A 17,276-nucleotide genomic window follows, 5' to 3' on the forward strand; every position below is an offset into this window, starting at 1 on the left:
CCCCGTCGGCGTCCACCAGCCGGCATTCGCCAACCGAGTCATTGCGCCAACAGAGCGCAAACCTCGCACCGAAGGATCCTCCAGCAGATGAAAGACGTAGCCTCGGGCGCGCTCCTGCTCAGTCTCTCCACCCTTGCTCTCTCCGCGGTCGCCGCCCCCGTGGCCATCGACCTGCCCAAGCAGCCCCTGGCCGCTTCCCTGGAGCAATTGCAGTCCGCAACCGGAATGCGGATTTCCTATGACCGTGCCCAGATCGCCAAGGTTGGCGCGCCGGCACTCAAGGGCAACATGGAGCCGGGCGAGGCACTCGATCGTCTGCTGGCGGACAGCGGCCTGCAGGGCACGGTCAACGGCAACAGCGCACAGGTCAGCGGTGCCGTGCGCGGCGGCGCATCGGGCAATGACAGCGTCGATCTGGGTGCCACCGAGGTCGTCGGCGCTGCTCCTGTGGCGCCGGGCACCACCGAAGGCACCGGCTCCTACACCACCGGCGTGATGCAGACTTCCACCAAGCTGAACATGACCGTCCGCGAGACGCCGCAGTCGGTGAGCGTGGTCACCCGGCAGCAGATGGAAGACCAGAACATGCAGGACCTCGACGACGCGATTCGTGGCGTCACCGGCATGACTGTCCAGCAGTACGGGCCGGCCCGAGTGAGCTACGCCGCGCGTGGCTTCGATGTCGACAACATCATGTACGACGGCCTGGCCACCAGCATTTCCACCTACACCCAGGACGTGATTTCCGCCGCGGACCTGGCGATGTTCGACCGCGTCGAAGTGGTGCGCGGCGCCACCGGCCTGATGCAGGGCGCGGGCAACCCGGCCGCCGCCGTCAACATGGTGCGCAAGCGCCCGACCCAGGACTTCCACATGAGCCTGGAAGGCAGCGCCGGCACCTGGGACCGCTACCGCAGCCAGGTCGACGTGTCCGGCCCGCTGAACAGCGAAGGCACCCTGCGCGGCCGCGCGGTGGCCGCCTACGAGACCCGCGACAGCTTCCAGGACGTGGTCAGCGGCGAGCGCGGTGTGCTTTACGGCATCACCGAGGCCGACCTGAACCCGGACACCACCCTGACCCTGGGCGCGTCCTACCAGAACGACAACAAGAACGACAACTGGGTAGGCCTGCCGGCACCGCTGGGCGGTCGTCACCTGGACCTCAAGCGCTCCGACTACTACGGCGCCGACTGGTCCTACTGGGATACCACCACCACCCACCTGTTCGGCGACGTGGTGCACCGCTTCGACAACGGCTGGCAGATGAAGGTCGCCGCCGACAAGCTGTGGGCGCGCATCGACATGCTCGGCCTGTACAACAGCTGCTACTACACCGAAGGCTGCCCGACCATGACCATGGGGCCGGGCAAGTACGCCTACACCGATGACCACCAGAGCTACGACGCCTTCGCCAACGGCCCGTTCCAGGCCTTCGGCCGCGAGCACGAGCTGGTGTTCGGCGGCAGCTACCGCGAAGAGCGCTTCGACGGCCACGGCGGCTGGGGCGACCTGACCTACAACGACGGCTCGCCGGTGACCCCGTTCGACCCGACGAAGTGGGACCCCAGCTCGGTGCAGAAGCCGAACATCGACATGAGCCTCTGGAACATGAAGCTCGACCAGGAGCAGAAGGGCGCCTACGTCACCACCCGCCTGAACGTCGCCGACCCGCTCAAGGTGATCCTCGGCGGCCGGCTGGACTGGTACGAGGCCGACCCGCACAACGATACCGGCACCCAGAAGGTCACCCGCAACGTCACCCGTTACGCCGGCGTGGTCTACGACCTGAACGACGTCTATTCGGTCTATGCCAGCTACACCGACATCTTCAAGCCGCAGAGCAACTTCGATTCCAGCGGCAGCCTGCTCGACCCGATCACCGGCAAGAATTACGAGATCGGCCTGAAGGGCGAGCACTTCGGCGGCACGCTGAACACCCAGATCGCGCTGTTCCAGATTGATCAGGAAAACCGCGCCACCGACGACACCAGCGGTCCCTCGCCGTGCCCCAGCTCGCCGACCTCGATCTACTGCTCGCGGGCTTCGGGCAAGGTGCGCAGCCAGGGCGTGGACATGGAAGTCAGCGGCGCGCTGACCGAGAACTGGCAGGCGATGGCGGGCTACACCTACGTCGACGCCAAGTACAAGCACGACAGCAACGAGGACAACGTCGGCAAGCCGTTCGACCCGAGCAAGCCGCGCCACCTGTTCAAGCTCGCCACCAGCTACACCCTGCCGGGCGAGCTGCACCAGTGGCGCGTGGGCGGCAACCTGGTAACCCAGAGCCAGACCGAGGACACCACCACCGGCTTCCAGCAGGGCGGCTACACGGTGACCAACGCCATGCTCGGCTACAAGGTCAACGAGAACATCGACACCCGGGTGAACTTCAACAACATCTTCGACAAGTACTATTACAGCGGCATCAGCTTCGGCAACCTGAACTACGGCGAGCCGCGCAACCTGATGTTCACGGTGAAGTACTCGATGTGATCCGCCTGGCCTGAACGAAAAAGCCCCGCATCGCGGGGCTTTTTCATGGCTTCTGTTTCACTGCGGAGCCGCTGGCCTTCGTTGCGTCCGTAGGATGGCGTGGAGCGAAGCGATACCCATCGATCTACCGGCAACTCCGTTGATGGGTATCGCAGGCTCCACCCATCCTACGATCGAGTGTCCAGGGTGCCGAAGTTGTGGGGCCAACGCCTGTAGGGCGCATAACACGCCAGCGTTATCCGCCGCGAAATGTCGGCGGATAACCTGTACCAGGTTATGCGCCCCGCGCCCCTGCAGATGACGGACCTGTAGCCGCGGGCCGTGCCCGCGAACGCGCCGGCAAGGCGCGCTTACGCCCGGCCTTCAGCCTTCTCGAACAGCTCCAGCAGGTCCGTCAGCGTGCTTTCCAGGTACTCGCCTGCACGGTACGCAGGCTTGAGCGCATCGCCACCTGCCACCACTTCCAGCGGTCGTTCGATGAAACGGCCTACCGGCTGGAAATCACCATCGAGCACCAGCACCACCGGGATCAGGATACGGTCCAGTTCCATGCGTTCACGCAGGTCGTCCTCGGCACGTCCCTTGGTGATTACCGCCAGCTCCACGCGCGGTTGCAGGCGCTGCAGATGGTCCATCACGGTGACGTTGATCTGGCAGTCCGGGCACCACATCTCACCGGCGATCAGCAGGCGGTAGCGGCCCTCGATGGCCTGGATGCGGCGCAGGGTGTCGGCGCTGATGGTGCCGGTTTCAGCCAGCTGCTGCTGGACCTTGCGCACCCCGGCAATCTCGCCGGGCAGGCCGTGGGCGACGAAGGCGTCGAAGCCCTCGCCGATGGAGAAGAGTTCCTCGTAGGAGGCCATGGGGATTTCCTTGAACGGGTATTAGCCCATCCCAGCAGAAATCCCCGAGGCGGGCAATCAGCTCTTGGCAGTCTGCGCCTTGGCGGCTGCCAGGTAGGGCGCCAGGCGGCGGCCCATTTCCTCGCCCAGTGCCTGCAGGCCGCTGAGCGGGCGGACCATCACCTCGAACTCGACGATCTTGCCGTCCTCGTCGAAGCGGACCATGTCGATACCCTTGAGGTCCTTGCCGTTCACCGTGGCGCTGAACTCCAGCACCACGTTCAGGCCGTCGCCGGTGGCCAGTTCGCGGTGATAGGTGAAGTTCTCGAACACCTGCAGCACGGTATTGAGAATGGTCGAGACCACCGGCGCGCCGGGGTAGGGCGAGTGCGCCATGGGCGAGCGGAACACCGCGTTGGGCGCCAGCAGCTGCGGCAGGTTGGACAGGTTCTTGGCAGCCACCATCTGGTGCCAGCTGGCCAGCGAAGCGGCGGCCTGGGGGTGCAGGTTCAGTGCGGTCACGGGAATACCTCCTGAGAGTTCTTGTTGTTCACTCAGGACGATACGGCCGCTCCGGCAGGTCGCTCAATGATCGGAAATGACAGAAGACTGATCCTGGCGTACAGCGCGCTCAGTGCGTCGCCGGGCTGATCAGGTAGCTCACCAGCTGCGGGTCGTCCCCCGGCTCGATGCTCTGCACCGGGCGCGGCAGGTCGGCGAACACGGCTCTCCAGAAGGCCGCCGCCACTTCGTCCTGGGAATAGAAACGCACCAGCCAGGGGCCGGGATTGCCCAGCAGCACCTGGTTGGCCAGCGCGCGGCCTATCCCCGAGCGACGGTACTTCTTCAGCACGAACAGGTCCGATAGCTCCAGCGCGTCGATGCCCGGCAGCTCGCTGCCTTCCACCAGCAGGAAGCCGGCGATGAAGCCGTCGGCGAGGATCAGGTTGGCGCTCCACTCCGGCTCGCTCCAGTAGCGCGCCAGGTGCTCCTCGTGGATGTAGAAGCGCCCATCGACCTCCACGTCCTCGTCCTCCCAGTCCGACGACTCGTAGGCGTAGTACTGGTAGAGGTTGCGGATCAGGTCCTGGTGTTCAGGGCCGGTCTGCACCAGCTGGATGGAAAGATCGTTCATGGTCGATGGCTCGCGGGGAGACGGAAGAGGGCGCGTGACCGCCATTGTCGCCCATTCCCGTGGCAATGCCAGTGGCAGGCGGGTTTGAACCGCGCCGCGGCGGGGTGCGATGATGCAGGCGCCTTCACCTTCGAGACCCCACCGTGCGAACCGACAGCCGCCTCTCGCGCATGCTCCACGTGCTGCTGCACATGGCCCGCGACGACCAGCCCGTGACCTCCGAGCGCATCGCCCAGATGCTTGGCACCAACCCGGCCGTGGTGCGGCGGACCATGGGCGGCCTGCGCGAGGCCGGCTACGTGCGCTCGGAGAAGGGCCACGGTGGCGGCTGGACGCTGGACTGCGACCTGGCCCAGGTCACGCTGCTGGATGTCTACCGCGCGGTGGGCAGCGAGCGCCTGTTCGCCATGGGCTTCGATAACGTGCACCCGGACTGCCTGGTGGAAAAGGTGGTCAACGACGCTCTGCAGGACGCCATGGAGCAGGCCACCGCCATCCTCCTTGAACGCCTGGGCGCCGTGTCCCTGGCCGATCTCGCCGAACGCTTCACGGCGCTTTACCCGAAAGACCACTGATGATTCCTGGTTGAAATGCCGGTCGATGACCGGCATTGACCCTGTGCGCTCAATCAAGTTACTTTAAAAGTAACGAAAGATACCAAGCCCACCAGGAACCTCCCATGATCGATCTCTTGAACTCGCCGCTGGCCGGCGCGCTGTGGACCTGCCTTGCCCTGGCCATCGCCGCCTCCGCGCTGTCCATGACCGTCACCCAGACCGAACTCTTCGCACCCCTGCGCGCACTGGCCTGGAAGGTCCACCCGCAGGTCGGCCACCTGTTCCAGTGCTTCTACTGCTTCAGCCATTGGGTGGTGATCGCCGGCACCCTGGTCTACCGTCCGGTAGTGATCGCCAGTGGCTGGGCGCCGGTCGACTGGCTGGTGGCGACCTTCTTCACCATCGCCCTGACGGCGATGTTCTGCGGGCTGCTGTTCAAGGTGTTCCTCACCGCCATGGCCAAAGCCGTGAGCGAGCGGGAGCTGAAGAAGCTGTTCGCCAGCGAGTGACCAGAAAGGACTCTGCATGACCCCCGCCGAACTGATGGCCCCGTTCCACGACCCCGACGCCGCCGCGCGCTACGCGGAGAACCCGCCGCGCTTCGTCCCCGGCCTGTTCGACCTGCACCGCATGGTGGCCATCCTGCTGGCCGAGCAGGCGCCGCACGACGGCCACCTGCTGGTACTCGGCGCGGGCGGCGGCATGGAGCTGCGTGCCTTCGCCGAAGCCCAGCCGGCCTGGAGCTTCACCGGCGTTGACCCCTCCGCCGAGATGCTCGCGGTGGCCGCGCAGATGCTCGGGCCGAACGCTGGACGCGCTGACCTGCTGCAGGGCTACATCGACGACGCTCCGCCGGGCCCGTTCGACGGTGGCGCCTGCCTGCTGACCCTGCATTTCCTGCCCGAGGCGGAACGCCTGCGCGTGCTGCGCGAGATCCACGCTCGGTTGAGGCCCGGTGCTGCCTTCGTCATGGCGCACCTCTGTGTGCCGCAAGGGGCTGGCGAGCGGGCGCGCTGGCTGTCGCGCTACGCCGAGTTCGCCGTCAGCTCCGGGCTGGAGCCGGGCAACGCGCAGCAGGCACGCAACGCCGTGGATGCGCACCTGAACATCCTCACCCCCGAGCAGGACGAAGCGCTGCTCTGGGAGGCCGGCTTCAGCCGCATCGAAGCCTTCTACGTCGGCTTCGCCTTCCGTGGCTGGGTTGCACTCGCTTGATACGGACCTCTGCTAGGCTGGCGTCCCGTTTTGTGCCGGACGCCAGTCGATGCAGATTCCTGCCACCCACGTCATCCACCAGACCGAACACTGGCTGCTCAACCACCATCTGGCGTCCGCCTTGCCGGGCTACCTGATGCTCGGTTCGAAGCAGCCGGTGGAGTCCCTGGCCGACCTGCCGGAAGCCGCGCTGGCGGAAATGGGCGTGCTGATGGCGAAGGTCCAGCGCATCCTCGAAGAGACACTGCACCCCAGATGGCTGTATATCGGCCGCTTCGGCCATTCGCCGGGCTTCCCCATCCACTTCCATTTCATCCCGGTATACGCCTGGGTCGAGGAAGCCTTCTGGGCCGATGAGCGCTATCGCTCATTAAGTCAGTTCGCCCATATCGAGGATGCCTCCACCCAGACCGACGGCGCCGAACTGACCCTGTTCATCTGGCGCGAATTCGGCGAAGCGCCGGTGCCGCCCGCCGTGCAGGGGCCGTCGATCGAGCAGGTGATCGAGCGGTTACGCGGGCGTTTCGTCCAGCCCCAGTGACGCCAGCAACCAGTCATGGAACAACTGCGCCGCCGGTGACAACTGGCGGTGGCGCAGGGACACCAGGTACTCGCCGCGCTCGGTGACCATGGCCAGGTCCGTCACCCGCTGCATCTCGCCGTTGGCCACCGCATCATCCGCCATGAACCCCCAGGCCAGGCCGATGCCCATACCTTGCTGCACGGCGCGGTAGGCGAGGGTGAGCTGGTTGAACACCGGGTCGCTCTCCGCCGGCTGGTAATCCTTGCCGAAGTGACCGAACCAGTCGTGCCAGTCCAGGCAGCTCCAGGCCGAGGTATCCAGCTGCACCAGCGGCGCGGCGGCGAGCTGGTCGAGGGTGGTGATGCGGGAGGCGTCGAAGTCCGGCCGGGCGACCGGGTAGACCACCTCCGGCAGCACGAAACGGCTGTTCAGCGTGGTCCAGTCGCCCGCGCCGTAGAGGATGCCCAGGTCGAAATCCACCAGGCTGGCTTCGTCGATCTCGTTGATTGCGTGCACGTGCACGGCGATGCCGGGGTGGGCCTTGTTGAATTCGATCAGCTTGGGGAACAGCCAGAACTGCGCCAGGGCATGGGTTGCCAGTACCGACACGGCGTTGCTCTGGTGCACGTTGCGGATACGCCGCACGCTGTGCTGCAGGCGATCGAGCAGCATGTCCACGGTGGTCAGCAGCTCCGCGCCGGCGGCGGTCAGGGTCACGCCGCGCGGTTTGCGCTCGAACAGCGGCACCTTGAGGCTGTCTTCCAGCGCGCGCATCTGCTTGCTCACCGCGCTCTGGGTGAGGAACAGCTCGGTGGCGGCCTGGGTGAAGCTGCCATAGCGGCCCACGGCCTCGAAGGTGATGAGGGTTTCCAGGGGTGGCAGGGTGCGCAGGTAACGGCTGATGACGGCTCTCCGGTGAAAGGCCTGAGGCATTCCTTGTGGGAATGTCTCGGTGCGGATTTATCCTTGGTCAGAACCTACCACAACCGCTACCGTGGCGGCTCTTTATGGGCATTCACTGAAGTATCGAGGTTGTTGGAGATGAAACGCGGGGTGGTCTACGCAGGCATGGCAGGGGCAATCTGGGGTGGGGTGATCCTCGCGCCGTCGCTGGTGCCGGAATTCAACCCGCTGCTGATCAGTTCCGTGCGTTTCGCGCTGTATGGCGCCATCTCGCTGCTGATCGCGCTGCCCGTGGCCCTCGGCCTGCTGCGCCGGGTCAGCCGCGAGGACCTGTCGATGCTGATCCGCCTGTCCCTGGCCGGCAACCTCTTGTACTTCGCGCTGCTGTCGGCGGCGGTGCAGTTCGCCGGAGTGGCGGCGGCCTCGCTGATCAACGGCATCATGCCGCTGGCGATCAGCTACCGCAGCCGTTGCGAGCAGGACTCGCTGCCGTTGTCGCGGATGAAGATGCCGCTGGCGCTGGTGGCGCTGGGCATTCTCTGCATCAACCTCGATCCGTCGGCGCTGATGGCTGCCGGCAGTACACCGGGCGAGCGCATCCTCGGTATCGTCTGCGGCTTCTCGGCGGTGGTCTGCTGGTCCTGGTTCGCTACCGCAAACGCGCGCTACCTGAAGGCCAGCCACTTCAACAGCCACGAATGGTCGACGCTGACCGGCGTGGTCACCGGCGTCATGGCCGTGGTGCTGGCCGGCGTGGGCGTGCTGATCGCGCCGCAGGCGGTGCCGACCGGCATCTCTTCCGAGCGCTGGATGGTGTTCCTCTGGGTCTCGCTGTTCCTCGCCATCTTCGGCTCGTGGGTCGCCAATGGCCTGTGGAACGCCGCGACGCGCCGCCTGCCGATGAGCCTCGGTGGCCAGCTGATCGTCTTCGAGACGCTGTTCGCCTGCGCCTATGCCTACATCAACGAACAGCGGTTGCCGGGCCCGGTTGAGGCGCTGGCGATTGTCCTGCTGACCGTTGGCGTGCTCTGGGCCATCGGCCTGCACCGTACGCCGGCTGAGGTCCCGGCGCGCGCCGTGGAGTCCTGAGTCAGGTCTTCGGGCTGCCTTCCAGGCGCGGGCTCCAGTCTTCCACTGCGCCGTTCTCCAGACGCCGCGACAGGGTGCGGCGCCAGTTCGGTGGTAGCGGCAGTTCCAGGCATTCGCGCAGCACGTCGGCGTTCACTCGCTTGTCGAACAGCACGGCAGAAAGCCGTTGCAGCGACCAGTCGGAGTAGGGGCGCTCGACCAGTTCGAGCGACGCTCCGGCTGCCACCGCGCCTTCCTCCAGCACCCGGTAGTACCAGCCGGTGCGTCCCGATTCCTGCACACGCAGGGCCATCTGCGCCACGTCGAAGCGATCGTTGAGCTTCCAGCAGGGCATGCGCCCCTGGGAAACCTCCAGCAAGGCCGTGCCGGCGCGGATGCGGTCGCCCAGGCAGAGGTCCGCTTCGGTCCAGCCGGTGGTGCTGAAGTTCTCGCCGAACGCGCCGGGCTGGCCCAGCAGCGGGTGCTCGCCCAACTCGGCGGCCCAGTCCGCGTAGTGCTCGCGGGGGTAGTGGTGGATGGCCTTTTCGATGCCGCCGTGAACGCGCAGGTCGCCTTGCTCGTCGCTCTCCAGCCCCAGCGTGGTCACCGCCAGAATGGCCTGGCGCGGTTGCTTGGCGATGGCGCTGCGCGAACCGGGCCGGGTGAAGGGCACGGCTTGGCCGGTGAGGAGGGCGTCGAGGGAAACGGCGGGCAGGCTCATGTCGGGATTCTCGGGCTTGGAAATGGTATCGACCAAAAACTACCTGGACAAAATCCGTCAGGACGGTAGGCTCTGTCAAGGTTTCGATTCGATACCAAGTAAGTTTCCCTTCGATTTCGCGAGAGTTCGCCATGCACAAGTACCGCCTGACTATCCAGCGCCACGGCCAGTTGCTCGGCCATTTCGATTCCGATCTGCCCTGGGCTCGTGACGCCGTGCGCGCCATCGCCGAGAGCCTGGGCGGGCAGGATTTCGACCTGGAGCTGCAGGTCGCCGACAGCGAACGCCGCCTGCTGGAAAGCTCGCCAGCCGGCATCAAGGTGCTGGCCAGCGAGCCGTTGTTCCGCCCGGCGCCGTTGCACACCTTGTAGGAGCGCGCCATGCGCGCTCCTACGAGATAGCTCTGTGCTCGGGCCAGCCCTCACCCTAACCCTCTCCCAGAGGGAGAGGGGACCGTTCGGTGCAGGATGAAAACTTGGCGTCAGTCGGCTCGGACTGCCCCCTCTCCCCCTGGGAGAGGGATGGGGTGAGGGGGAAGCGCAGGCGCGGAGCTCCAGAAAAAGACAGTTGCTCCTACAGGTTGAATCCGGTTACGTCACGGCGGATAACGCTGGCGCGTTATGCGCCCTACCAGTGCGGCCGAGGCACTACGTAGGATGGCCCGGTGTCAGGTGCGCAGGTGGTTTTCCAGCAGGCCGACGGCGTCGCGCCAGCGCAGCCAGAGGTTGCCCTGCCAGTCCATCACCGGCAGCGACTCGCCCAGCAGGTGCTGCATACGTCGGCGCGGCAGGCGGGCGTCGAGGTTGGAGGCGTCGCGCAGGGCGGGCACCACATCGTTGGTCAACCATTGGCGCAGGCTGCGGTTTTCCGGGTGGTGGCAGTAGATGAGCAGCAGGGCGTAGAGGCCGCTCTCGCTGACCAGCAGTTCCGGTTCGGTACTGCCGGCAAGGCGCTCGCGGCGGGACTGGTCGTGGTCCAGCCGGCCGATGAGATGGGCTTCGACGGGGCGGTTGATCAGCTTGCTCAGGTCACGCACCACGAACCACGCCTGCTGCTCGATCAGCAGGGCGCGCAGTTGCCGGTTGTAGCGGACGAACAGGGTCGGGATCAGGCCGTCGTCGGCCGGGGAAATCGAAAGGTTCATGCTGTTGCTCCTTGTACGTTCAAGAAGCCGCCGCCCGAAACTGCCGAAGAGGGAGGCGGACCGTGCAAGGGTGGAAAACCAGCTTGTTCGTAAACGCCGGCCGGGCCAAAGCCCGCCTCACACGGCCCGCCATAGACAGCGAAGCGAATCCGGCACCGAGGTGGTGCCGGACTGCCACTGCATACAGCGATTACGAACAAAGATCAGGTTTCCACACCTGGCCACGATGACGCTGTGGCAGGGCGAAACGCTAAGCAGTGAGTTCGTAGGACCGCAACGCCGGAAAAGTGTAGGGACCTTCCCCTGCATCCCGCAGCGGCTTCACCTGATTGGCGTGCTGGCTTTCAGGAATTGCGAGACCGTCGGGCATTTCCGCACGAAAACCCCTGCACCCGCGTTCCCCTGTAGGAGCGAGCCATGCTCGCGATCGCGGGCATGGCCCGCTCCTACAGGATGAGTCCGGTGTCTGACGTAGGGCGCATAGCCCGGCACGGGTTATCCGCCGGTTACGTTACGGCGGATAACGCTGGCGCGTTATGCGCCCTACCAGTGCGGCCGAGACACTACGCAGGATGGCGTGGAGCGCAGCGATACCCATCAACGCACACGCACGGCCGGCATGGGTATCGCTGCGCTCCACCCATCCTACAAAAGCTGCTGAGGCTGTCAGGTGCGGAGGTGGTTTTCCATCGGGCACGGCGCAGAGCGCCTCAACCCAGCTTCTGCCCCAGCTCGCCGATGAACTGGCGCAGCCAGTCGTGGTGCGGTTTGTTGTGCCGGGCGATGTCCCAGAGCATGAAGCAGCGGAAGGACGGCACCGGGAAGGGCACCGGGCTGACGGTCAGGTCGGTCATCGCCGCGTAGCTCTCGGCGGCGAAGGTCGGGATGGTGGCGATCACTTCGCTGCTCATCAGCGTCGTCAGCGCGCCACTGAAGTGGGTGAAGGAGGCGGTGACCCGGCGCGCATAACCGGCGGCCTCGAACATGTCGTCGATGAAGCCGCGCCGGCCGTCATAGGACACCCGAACATGGTTCGCCGCGAAGTATTCCTCCAGGCCGATGGGCAGGTCCGCCGCACGACCGCGCGGGCGGTACAGGCAGGAGTAGGACGAGGAGAACAGCACCTGGGACGAGTAGCTGGTGCCGAAATCCTTCGGCTCGCTGCAGATCACCAGGTCCATGTCCGGGTCCTGCAGGGACTGTTTCCACAGCGAGCTGTTGCTCTGGTGGAAGGCGAAGCTCACGCCCAGGCCTTCGGCCGCCGCGGCGTTGACGATACGTGGCGCGAGGCAGGCCTCGATGTCGTCGGACAGCCCGATGTTGAACACATAGCTGGACTCGTGGGCGGAGAACTCCGGCTCGCTGCCCAGCACGCCGGAGATCGAGGTCAGCGCCTCGGCGATCTTCGGCGCCAGCTCCATCGCCTTGCGCGTGGGCTGCATGCCCGAGGCGGTGCGGATGAACAGTTCGTCAGCGAAATGCTCGCGCAGCCGGCGAAGCGCCGCGCTCACCGCGCCCTGGGTCACGTGCAGCACGGCCGAGGCGCGGGTGGCGCTGCGCTCGGTCATCAGGCAGTGGAAGGTGAGCAGAAGGTTGAGGTCGATCCGCGAGATATTACGTACGTTAATCCGGCTCATATTTCCTAATCGTTTGCCCTGCGCCCGCGGGGATTCCTAGTCTGGCGTCCACACAACCATAACAAGGGATGGAGAATCCTGTGGACGCGATTTCGCAAAGCGTGGGTGCAAGCAGCATCCGTACCAGGGGCGGGCAGTCGGATATCCGCAAGCGGGCCATCGCGGTCGGCATCGGCAACTTCATGGAGTGGTTCGACTTCGCCATCTACGGCTACTTCGCCGCAGTGATCGGCATGCTGTTCTTTCCCTCCAGCGCGCCGGGAGTCTCGCTGCTCTCGTCGCTGGCGGTGTTCGCCGTGGGCTTTCTTTCGCGGCCGTTCGGCGCGCTGATCCTCGGTCCCATCGGTGACCGCTTCGGCCGCCGCGCGGTGCTGATCATCACGGTGTTCGGCATGGGCGTGTGCACCACCATCATCGGCCTGTTGCCCTCCTATGAGGCAATCGGCATCGCTGCGCCGATCCTGCTGATCGCCATGCGCTTCATCCAGGGCATGATGGTTGGCGGCGAGTGGTCCAGCGCCGGCATCTACATCGTCGAGAGCGCGCCGTCGAACCGCCGCGCCACCGCCGCCAGCGTGATCACCGGCACCGCCGGGCTGGCCTTCCTGTTCGGCACCTTCACCGCTGCGAGCATTTCCTCGGCGCTGGATGATGCGCAGTTGGCGGCCTGGGGCTGGCGCCTGCCGTTCGTGGCGTCCATCGTGATGACCGGCATTGCCGTGTTCATCCGCCGCAAGCTGGGGGATACGCCGGTCTACGAGGAAATGGTGCGCCAGCGCGATGCGCTCAAGGCGCAGGCGCCGAGCAAGGCCGTGCGCCGCCGGGCGTTCATCACGACCTTCGCCTTCTCCGCGCTGTTCGGCGTGTCGCTCTACTACTTCATCACTTACGCCAACAACCACCTGGTCAGCACCGTCGGCCTGCCGCGCAGCAGCGCGCTGTGGCTGTGCAGCATCGCGCTGGTGGTCTACGTGATCGTCAACCCGCTGATCGGCCGCCTGAGCGACGCCATCGGCCGGCGCAAACTGTTGCTGGGCGCGGCCGCTGCGCTGACTGTGCTGGCCTACCCGATCTTCCTGTTGCTCAACACCGGCAACCCGCTGGCGATCCTCGCCGGGCTCACGGTGATGGGCGTGCTGGTGGCGATCACTGCAGTGATGGACGTGGTGCTGCTCGTGGAGGTCTTCCCGGCATCGATCCGCTCCACCGGCGCGGCCCTGGGCCACAACCTGGCCCTGGCGATCCTCGCCGGCCCCGGTCCCTTCATCGCTGCAGCGCTGATCCGCCAGACCGGCGACGCGAACCTGCCGGCGGCCTATCTGGCGGCGGTCTCCCTGGTTTGCCTGGTGGTGCTGTGGAAGACCCTGCCGGAAACCCGCGACAACGACATCAGCCGCTTCTAGGCCCCCAAGAAATTCTCAGATAGTCAGCCCCAGACAGGAGTCCCCATGACCCGTGTAGCAATCATCCAGGCCGCCTCCGTTCCCTACGAGCCGATGGCCAGCGTCGAGAAGGCCGCCGGCATCCTGCGCCGGGTGGCGGAGCAGGGCGCGAAACTGGCGGTATTCCCCGAGGCTTACATCGGCGGCTACCCCAAGGGCGCAGCCTTTGGCAGTGTGGTGGGCAACCGCAGTGCCGCCGGGCGCGAGCTCTACCAGCACTACGTCGAGGGCGCCGTGGCGCTGGACGGCCCGGAGCTGGCCGCGCTGGCCGAAAGTGTCGAGCAGACGGGCGTGACCACGGTGGTCGGCATTATCGAGCGCCACGGCCGCACCCTCTACTGCACCGCCGTGACCCTGGTCCCCGGCCGGGGTATCGCCGGCTATCACCGCAAGCTGATGCCCACCGGACAGGAGCGCTTGATCTGGGGTTTCGGCGACGGCTCGACCATCGAGCCGGTGCAGACCGACTTCGGCGTGCTGGGCAGCGTGATCTGCTGGGAGAACTACATGCCGGCGCTGCGCCAGGCCATGTATGCGCAGGGTGTGCAGCTGTACTGCGCGCCGACGGCGGATGATCGCCCGACCTGGGCGGCGTCGATGCAGCACATCGCGCTGGAAGGCCGGGTGTTCGTGCTCTCGGCCTGCCAGGCGATCCGTCTTGGCGAGTACCCGCCGCAGCACCGCGAGGCTTTCGGCCTGGCGCATCAGGAAGACGACTACGTCATGCGCGGCGGCAGCATGATCGTCAGCCCGCTGGGCGAGGTGCTGGCCGGGCCGGTGTTCGATTGCGAGACCGAGCTTTACGCCGACCTCGACATGGGCCTGCTGGAGCAGGGCAACCTCGACTTCGACGTGGTCGGCCACTACGCGCGGCCGGACGTCTTCGAACTCAAGGTCAATACTGCGCCACTGCGCCCGGTGACTTTCGAGGGTTGATGGCAAGCGCCCGGCGCCGATGGGCGCCGGGCTTTTCCTCAGCGTCCGACGCGTTGCTGCAGGTGCGCCGGGTAGCGTTCGCCGACGATCTCGATCTCGCGCAGCGCCGCTTCGATGGCGGCGAGGTCGGTGGCGTCCAGCACCAGCGAGGCCGCGCCGAGGTTTTCTTCCAGGCGATGCAGCTTGGTGGTGCCAGGGATCGGCACTATCCACGGCTGCTGGGCCAGCAGCCAGGCGATGGCGATCTGCGCGCGGGTCGCGCCCTTGCTCTCGGCGAGGCGGCCGAGCACGTCGATCAGCCCGGCATTGGCCTTGCGGTTCTCCTCGGAGAAGCGCGGCACGACATTGCGGAAATCGCTGGCCGAGAACTGCGTGCGCTCGTCGATGGCGCCGGTGAGGAAGCCCTTGCCCAGCGGGCTGAAGGGCACGAAACCGATGCCCAGTTCGGCCAGTAGCGGGAGGATTTCCTTCTCCGGCTCGCGCCACCACAGCGAGTACTCGCTTTGCAGCGCCGCCACCGGCTGCACCGCATGGGCGCGGCGGATGGATTGCGGGCCGGCTTCGGAAAGACCGAAGTGCTTCACCTTGCCTTCGCGGATCAGCTCGCCGACGGCGCCGGCGACGTCTTCCATGGGCACGTTCGGGTCGACCCGGTGCTGGTAGAAGAGGTCGATACGGTCGGTCTTCAGGCGCTTGAGCGAGGCTTCCGCCACGGCGCGGATGTTCTCCGGGCGGCTGTCCAGGCCGAGGGAAACGTCACCGTCCCTGAAGCCGAACTTGGTGGCGATCACCACCTGGTCGCGAACCGGCGCCAGGGCTTCGCCCAGCAGTTCCTCGTTGGCGAACGGGCCGTAGGCCTCGGCGGTGTCGAAGAAGGTCACGCCGCTGTCGAAGGCGGTACGTAACAAACGAATGCCATCGTAACGGTCGACCGCCGGCCCGTAGCCGTAGCTCAGGCCCATGCAGCCCAGGCCCAGTGTCGATACCTGCAGGCCGTTGTGGCCGAGTGTGCGCTTGTCCATCGAAGTCTCTCCAATCGAAAGTCAGTCCTGAAGCGGGAAGGGCAGGAATGCCCGGCGAAACGTCTGGAATGGACTTTACTCAAGGACTTTCACCGTGATTAGACGGTTGAAACCGCATTCGCCTATGAGCGTGGCTCATGGGTTATGGCGGGGCATTCATGAGGCTGCCTCATAGGTCCAAACGCGTTTCGGCGCTTAATCGCAGGCGTGGCAGGGCCTAGCATAGTCCCCAGTCAACGGGTCAAGCGGAGAACACCATGAGCGAACCAGCTTCCACCGCCCACAAGGCTTTCGGCGATATCGCCCCGGCGCTGGCCGACTACACCGACCAGGTGCTGTTCGGCGATGTCTGGGAGCGCCCCGGGCTTTCGCCGCGTGACCGCAGCCTGGTCACCGTCTCCAGCCTGGTGGCGCGCTACCAGGCCAACGAACTCCATTTCCACCTGGGCAAGGCGCTGGACAACGGCCTGACCCGCGAGGAACTGATCGAAGCCATCACCCACCTGGCTTTCTATTCCGGCTGGCCCACGGCCTCCACCGCGCTGGGCGTCGCCCGCCGCGTGTTCGCCGAGCGCGATGCCGCCTGAGGAGCATTCCATGGAATACCGTTACCTGGGCCGTAGCGCCCTGAAAGTGTCGCCCCTGTGCCTGGGCGCGATGATGTTCGGCGGCGAGACCGACGAACCGACCTCGCGGCGCATCATCGACAAGGCCTTCGAGCAGGGCGTCAATTTCATCGACACCGCCGACGTCTACCACAAGGGCCGCTCCGAAGAGGTGGTGGGTCGTGCGGTGGCTGCCCGGCGCGATGACTGGGTGATCGCCAGCAAGTTCGGCAACGCCCTGGGCGAGGGGCCGAACAACCGCGGCCAGTCGCGCAAGTGGATCTACCAGGCGGTGGAAGACAGCCTGCGCCGGCTGGGCACCGATTACCTGGACATCCTCTACTTCCACCGCACCGACGTCGATGCGCCGCTGGAAGAGGGCCTGCGTGCGGTGGGCGAGCTGATCCGCCAGGGCAAGGTGCGCTACTACGGCCTGTCCAACTTCCGTGGCTGGCGCATCGCCGAAGTGGTGCGCCTGGCCGACCAGTTGGGCATGGACCGGCCGGTCTGCAGCGAGCCGCTGTACAACCTGGTGGACCGCACCGCCGAGGTCGAGCAATTGCCTGTCGCCGGCCACTACGGCATCGGGGTGGTGCCCTACAGCCCGCTGGCCCGCGGCGTGCTCACCGGCAAGTACCGGCCCGGCGCCGAGCCGCCGGCGGATTCACGCGTCGGCCGTGGCGACAAGCGTATCCAGCAGACCGAATGGCGCCCCGAATCCCTGCAGATCGCCCAGCGCATCGCCGAGCATGCGATCGCCCGTGGCACTACGCCGGCAGCGTTCGCGCTGGCCTGGGTGCTGAACAACCCGCTGGTCAGCTCGCTGATCGCCGGCCCGCGCACCGAGGAGCACTGGGATGGCTACCTGCCGGCGCTGGAGCTCCAGCTGACCGCCGAGGACGAAGCCTTCGTCGACAGCCTGGTGCCGCCCGGCCATGCCTCCACCCCCGGCTACAGCGATCCCGCCTATCCCGTCGAAGGCCGCCCGGCCCGTCGTTGAAATCCATCCACTCGAAGCGTCAGGAGCAATACC

The 17,276-nt window shown here is 66.1% G+C and carries 19 protein-coding genes; 11 read left to right on the forward strand and 8 right to left on the reverse strand.

From position 1 onward, the window contains the following. The first annotated feature begins 87 nt into the window (after positions 1-87). Complete coding sequence (locus tag IB255_RS23480; protein ID WP_151186923.1) at positions 88-2,493, forward strand: TonB-dependent siderophore receptor; 2,406 nt, start codon at positions 88-90, stop codon at positions 2,491-2,493. A gap of 350 nt (positions 2,494-2,843) precedes the next feature. Here the strand turns inward: IB255_RS23480 and IB255_RS23485 are convergent, their stop codons facing one another. The 3 genes from IB255_RS23485 to IB255_RS23495 all read right to left on the reverse strand — a co-directional run bounded on the left by IB255_RS23485 (position 2,844) and on the right by IB255_RS23495 (position 4,470). Beyond that, positions 2,844-3,356 carry a thioredoxin family protein gene (locus IB255_RS23485; RefSeq protein WP_192210918.1) on the reverse strand — a complete coding sequence of 171 codons (513 nt, stop codon included), beginning with the start codon at positions 3,354-3,356 and terminating at the stop codon, positions 2,844-2,846. 57 nt (positions 3,357-3,413) lie between these two features. Next, positions 3,414-3,857 carry a nuclear transport factor 2 family protein gene (locus IB255_RS23490; RefSeq protein WP_081520850.1) on the reverse strand — a complete coding sequence of 148 codons (444 nt, stop codon included), beginning with the start codon at positions 3,855-3,857 and terminating at the stop codon, positions 3,414-3,416. Positions 3,858-3,966: 109 nt separating this feature from the next. Next, positions 3,967-4,470, reverse strand: coding sequence for a GNAT family N-acetyltransferase (locus IB255_RS23495; RefSeq protein WP_192210919.1), 504 nt, complete (start codon positions 4,468-4,470; stop codon positions 3,967-3,969). A 143-nt stretch (positions 4,471-4,613) separates the two neighbouring features. Here IB255_RS23495 and IB255_RS23500 point away from each other — a divergent pair, with 143 nt between their 5' ends. The 4 genes from IB255_RS23500 to IB255_RS23515 all read left to right on the forward strand — a co-directional run bounded on the left by IB255_RS23500 (position 4,614) and on the right by IB255_RS23515 (position 6,783). Next, the gene (locus IB255_RS23500) at positions 4,614-5,045 is read left to right on the forward strand and encodes an Rrf2 family transcriptional regulator (protein WP_081520848.1); all 432 of its coding nucleotides are present in this window, start codon (positions 4,614-4,616) and stop codon (positions 5,043-5,045) included. 104 nt (positions 5,046-5,149) lie between these two features. Then, positions 5,150-5,536 carry a DUF1360 domain-containing protein gene (locus IB255_RS23505; protein ID WP_151186924.1) on the forward strand — a complete coding sequence of 129 codons (387 nt, stop codon included), beginning with the start codon at positions 5,150-5,152 and terminating at the stop codon, positions 5,534-5,536. 16 nt (positions 5,537-5,552) lie between these two features. Beyond that, on the forward strand, positions 5,553-6,242 hold the full coding sequence (locus IB255_RS23510) for a class I SAM-dependent methyltransferase (protein WP_192210920.1): 690 nt from the start codon (positions 5,553-5,555) through the stop codon (positions 6,240-6,242). A gap of 49 nt (positions 6,243-6,291) precedes the next feature. Continuing rightward, the gene (locus IB255_RS23515) at positions 6,292-6,783 is read left to right on the forward strand and encodes an HIT family protein (RefSeq protein WP_192210921.1); all 492 of its coding nucleotides are present in this window, start codon (positions 6,292-6,294) and stop codon (positions 6,781-6,783) included. On the opposite strand, the gene IB255_RS23520 is transcribed toward IB255_RS23515, so the two are convergent. Further along, a complete protein-coding gene (locus IB255_RS23520) occupies positions 6,754-7,698 on the reverse strand; it encodes a LysR substrate-binding domain-containing protein (RefSeq protein WP_225594987.1) in 945 nt (314 codons plus the stop codon). The two genes, IB255_RS23515 and IB255_RS23520, sit on opposite strands and share 30 nt — an antisense overlap. A gap of 108 nt (positions 7,699-7,806) precedes the next feature. Here IB255_RS23520 and IB255_RS23525 point away from each other — a divergent pair, with 108 nt between their 5' ends. Further along, positions 7,807-8,757, forward strand: coding sequence for a DMT family transporter (locus IB255_RS23525; RefSeq protein WP_192210922.1), 951 nt, complete (start codon positions 7,807-7,809; stop codon positions 8,755-8,757). Between the two features lies 1 nt (position 8,758). On the opposite strand, the gene IB255_RS23530 is transcribed toward IB255_RS23525, so the two are convergent. Beyond that, positions 8,759-9,457 carry an MOSC domain-containing protein gene (locus tag IB255_RS23530; protein ID WP_192210923.1) on the reverse strand — a complete coding sequence of 233 codons (699 nt, stop codon included), beginning with the start codon at positions 9,455-9,457 and terminating at the stop codon, positions 8,759-8,761. A 131-nt stretch (positions 9,458-9,588) separates the two neighbouring features. Here IB255_RS23530 and IB255_RS23535 point away from each other — a divergent pair, with 131 nt between their 5' ends. Continuing rightward, the gene (locus tag IB255_RS23535) at positions 9,589-9,828 is read left to right on the forward strand and encodes a cytoplasmic protein (RefSeq protein WP_192210924.1); all 240 of its coding nucleotides are present in this window, start codon (positions 9,589-9,591) and stop codon (positions 9,826-9,828) included. Positions 9,829-10,124: 296 nt separating this feature from the next. Here the strand turns inward: IB255_RS23535 and IB255_RS23540 are convergent, their stop codons facing one another. Together IB255_RS23540 and IB255_RS23545 are read right to left on the reverse strand one after the other, a co-directional pair. Beyond that, the gene (locus tag IB255_RS23540) at positions 10,125-10,601 is read right to left on the reverse strand and encodes a Bro-N domain-containing protein (protein ID WP_151186928.1); all 477 of its coding nucleotides are present in this window, start codon (positions 10,599-10,601) and stop codon (positions 10,125-10,127) included. Between the two features lie 710 nt (positions 10,602-11,311). Next, the gene (locus tag IB255_RS23545; RefSeq protein ID WP_081520840.1) at positions 11,312-12,238 is read right to left on the reverse strand and encodes a LysR substrate-binding domain-containing protein; all 927 of its coding nucleotides are present in this window, start codon (positions 12,236-12,238) and stop codon (positions 11,312-11,314) included. Positions 12,239-12,318: 80 nt separating this feature from the next. On the opposite strand from IB255_RS23545, the gene IB255_RS23550 reads away from it, so the two are divergent. Together IB255_RS23550 and IB255_RS23555 are read left to right on the forward strand one after the other, a co-directional pair. Continuing rightward, a complete protein-coding gene (locus tag IB255_RS23550; RefSeq protein WP_081520839.1) occupies positions 12,319-13,641 on the forward strand; it encodes an MFS transporter in 1,323 nt (440 codons plus the stop codon). A 45-nt stretch (positions 13,642-13,686) separates the two neighbouring features. Beyond that, positions 13,687-14,616: a carbon-nitrogen hydrolase family protein gene (locus tag IB255_RS23555; RefSeq protein ID WP_192210925.1), complete on the forward strand. Its 930-nt coding sequence runs from the start codon at positions 13,687-13,689 to the stop codon at positions 14,614-14,616. A 38-nt stretch (positions 14,617-14,654) separates the two neighbouring features. Here the strand turns inward: IB255_RS23555 and IB255_RS23560 are convergent, their stop codons facing one another. Then, positions 14,655-15,638 carry an aldo/keto reductase gene (locus tag IB255_RS23560; protein WP_151186931.1) on the reverse strand — a complete coding sequence of 328 codons (984 nt, stop codon included), beginning with the start codon at positions 15,636-15,638 and terminating at the stop codon, positions 14,655-14,657. A gap of 257 nt (positions 15,639-15,895) precedes the next feature. On the opposite strand from IB255_RS23560, the gene IB255_RS23565 reads away from it, so the two are divergent. Together IB255_RS23565 and IB255_RS23570 are read left to right on the forward strand one after the other, a co-directional pair. Continuing rightward, positions 15,896-16,225, forward strand: coding sequence for a carboxymuconolactone decarboxylase family protein (locus tag IB255_RS23565; RefSeq protein ID WP_088421705.1), 330 nt, complete (start codon positions 15,896-15,898; stop codon positions 16,223-16,225). A gap of 10 nt (positions 16,226-16,235) precedes the next feature. Further along, positions 16,236-17,243 carry an aldo/keto reductase gene (locus tag IB255_RS23570; RefSeq protein ID WP_192210926.1) on the forward strand — a complete coding sequence of 336 codons (1,008 nt, stop codon included), beginning with the start codon at positions 16,236-16,238 and terminating at the stop codon, positions 17,241-17,243. Positions 17,244-17,276: the final 33 nt, after the last annotated feature.

The organism is Pseudomonas sp. PDM22 (assembly GCF_014851965.1).
In the GTDB taxonomy this organism is placed as follows: Bacteria; Pseudomonadota; Gammaproteobacteria; order Pseudomonadales; family Pseudomonadaceae; genus Pseudomonas.

Coding starts and splice junctions, on each gene's coding strand:
- IB255_RS23535 (WP_192210924.1), top strand. CDS start 9,589: ATGCACAAGTACCGCCTGACTATCCAGCGCCACGGCCAGTTGCTCGGC.
- IB255_RS23480 (WP_151186923.1), top strand. CDS start 88: ATGAAAGACGTAGCCTCGGGCGCGCTCCTGCTCAGTCTCTCCACCCTT.
- IB255_RS23540 (WP_151186928.1), bottom strand. CDS start 10,601: ATGAACCTTTCGATTTCCCCGGCCGACGACGGCCTGATCCCGACCCTG.
- IB255_RS23565 (WP_088421705.1), top strand. CDS start 15,896: ATGAGCGAACCAGCTTCCACCGCCCACAAGGCTTTCGGCGATATCGCC.
- IB255_RS23505 (WP_151186924.1), top strand. CDS start 5,150: ATGATCGATCTCTTGAACTCGCCGCTGGCCGGCGCGCTGTGGACCTGC.
- IB255_RS23545 (WP_081520840.1), bottom strand. CDS start 12,238: ATGAGCCGGATTAACGTACGTAATATCTCGCGGATCGACCTCAACCTT.
- IB255_RS23520 (WP_225594987.1), bottom strand. CDS start 7,698: ATGCCTCAGGCCTTTCACCGGAGAGCCGTCATCAGCCGTTACCTGCGC.
- IB255_RS23495 (WP_192210919.1), bottom strand. CDS start 4,470: ATGAACGATCTTTCCATCCAGCTGGTGCAGACCGGCCCTGAACACCAG.
- IB255_RS23485 (WP_192210918.1), bottom strand. CDS start 3,356: ATGGCCTCCTACGAGGAACTCTTCTCCATCGGCGAGGGCTTCGACGCC.
- IB255_RS23515 (WP_192210921.1), top strand. CDS start 6,292: ATGCAGATTCCTGCCACCCACGTCATCCACCAGACCGAACACTGGCTG.
- IB255_RS23555 (WP_192210925.1), top strand. CDS start 13,687: ATGACCCGTGTAGCAATCATCCAGGCCGCCTCCGTTCCCTACGAGCCG.
- IB255_RS23530 (WP_192210923.1), bottom strand. CDS start 9,457: ATGAGCCTGCCCGCCGTTTCCCTCGACGCCCTCCTCACCGGCCAAGCC.
- IB255_RS23560 (WP_151186931.1), bottom strand. CDS start 15,638: ATGGACAAGCGCACACTCGGCCACAACGGCCTGCAGGTATCGACACTG.
- IB255_RS23510 (WP_192210920.1), top strand. CDS start 5,553: ATGACCCCCGCCGAACTGATGGCCCCGTTCCACGACCCCGACGCCGCC.
- IB255_RS23570 (WP_192210926.1), top strand. CDS start 16,236: ATGGAATACCGTTACCTGGGCCGTAGCGCCCTGAAAGTGTCGCCCCTG.
- IB255_RS23525 (WP_192210922.1), top strand. CDS start 7,807: ATGAAACGCGGGGTGGTCTACGCAGGCATGGCAGGGGCAATCTGGGGT.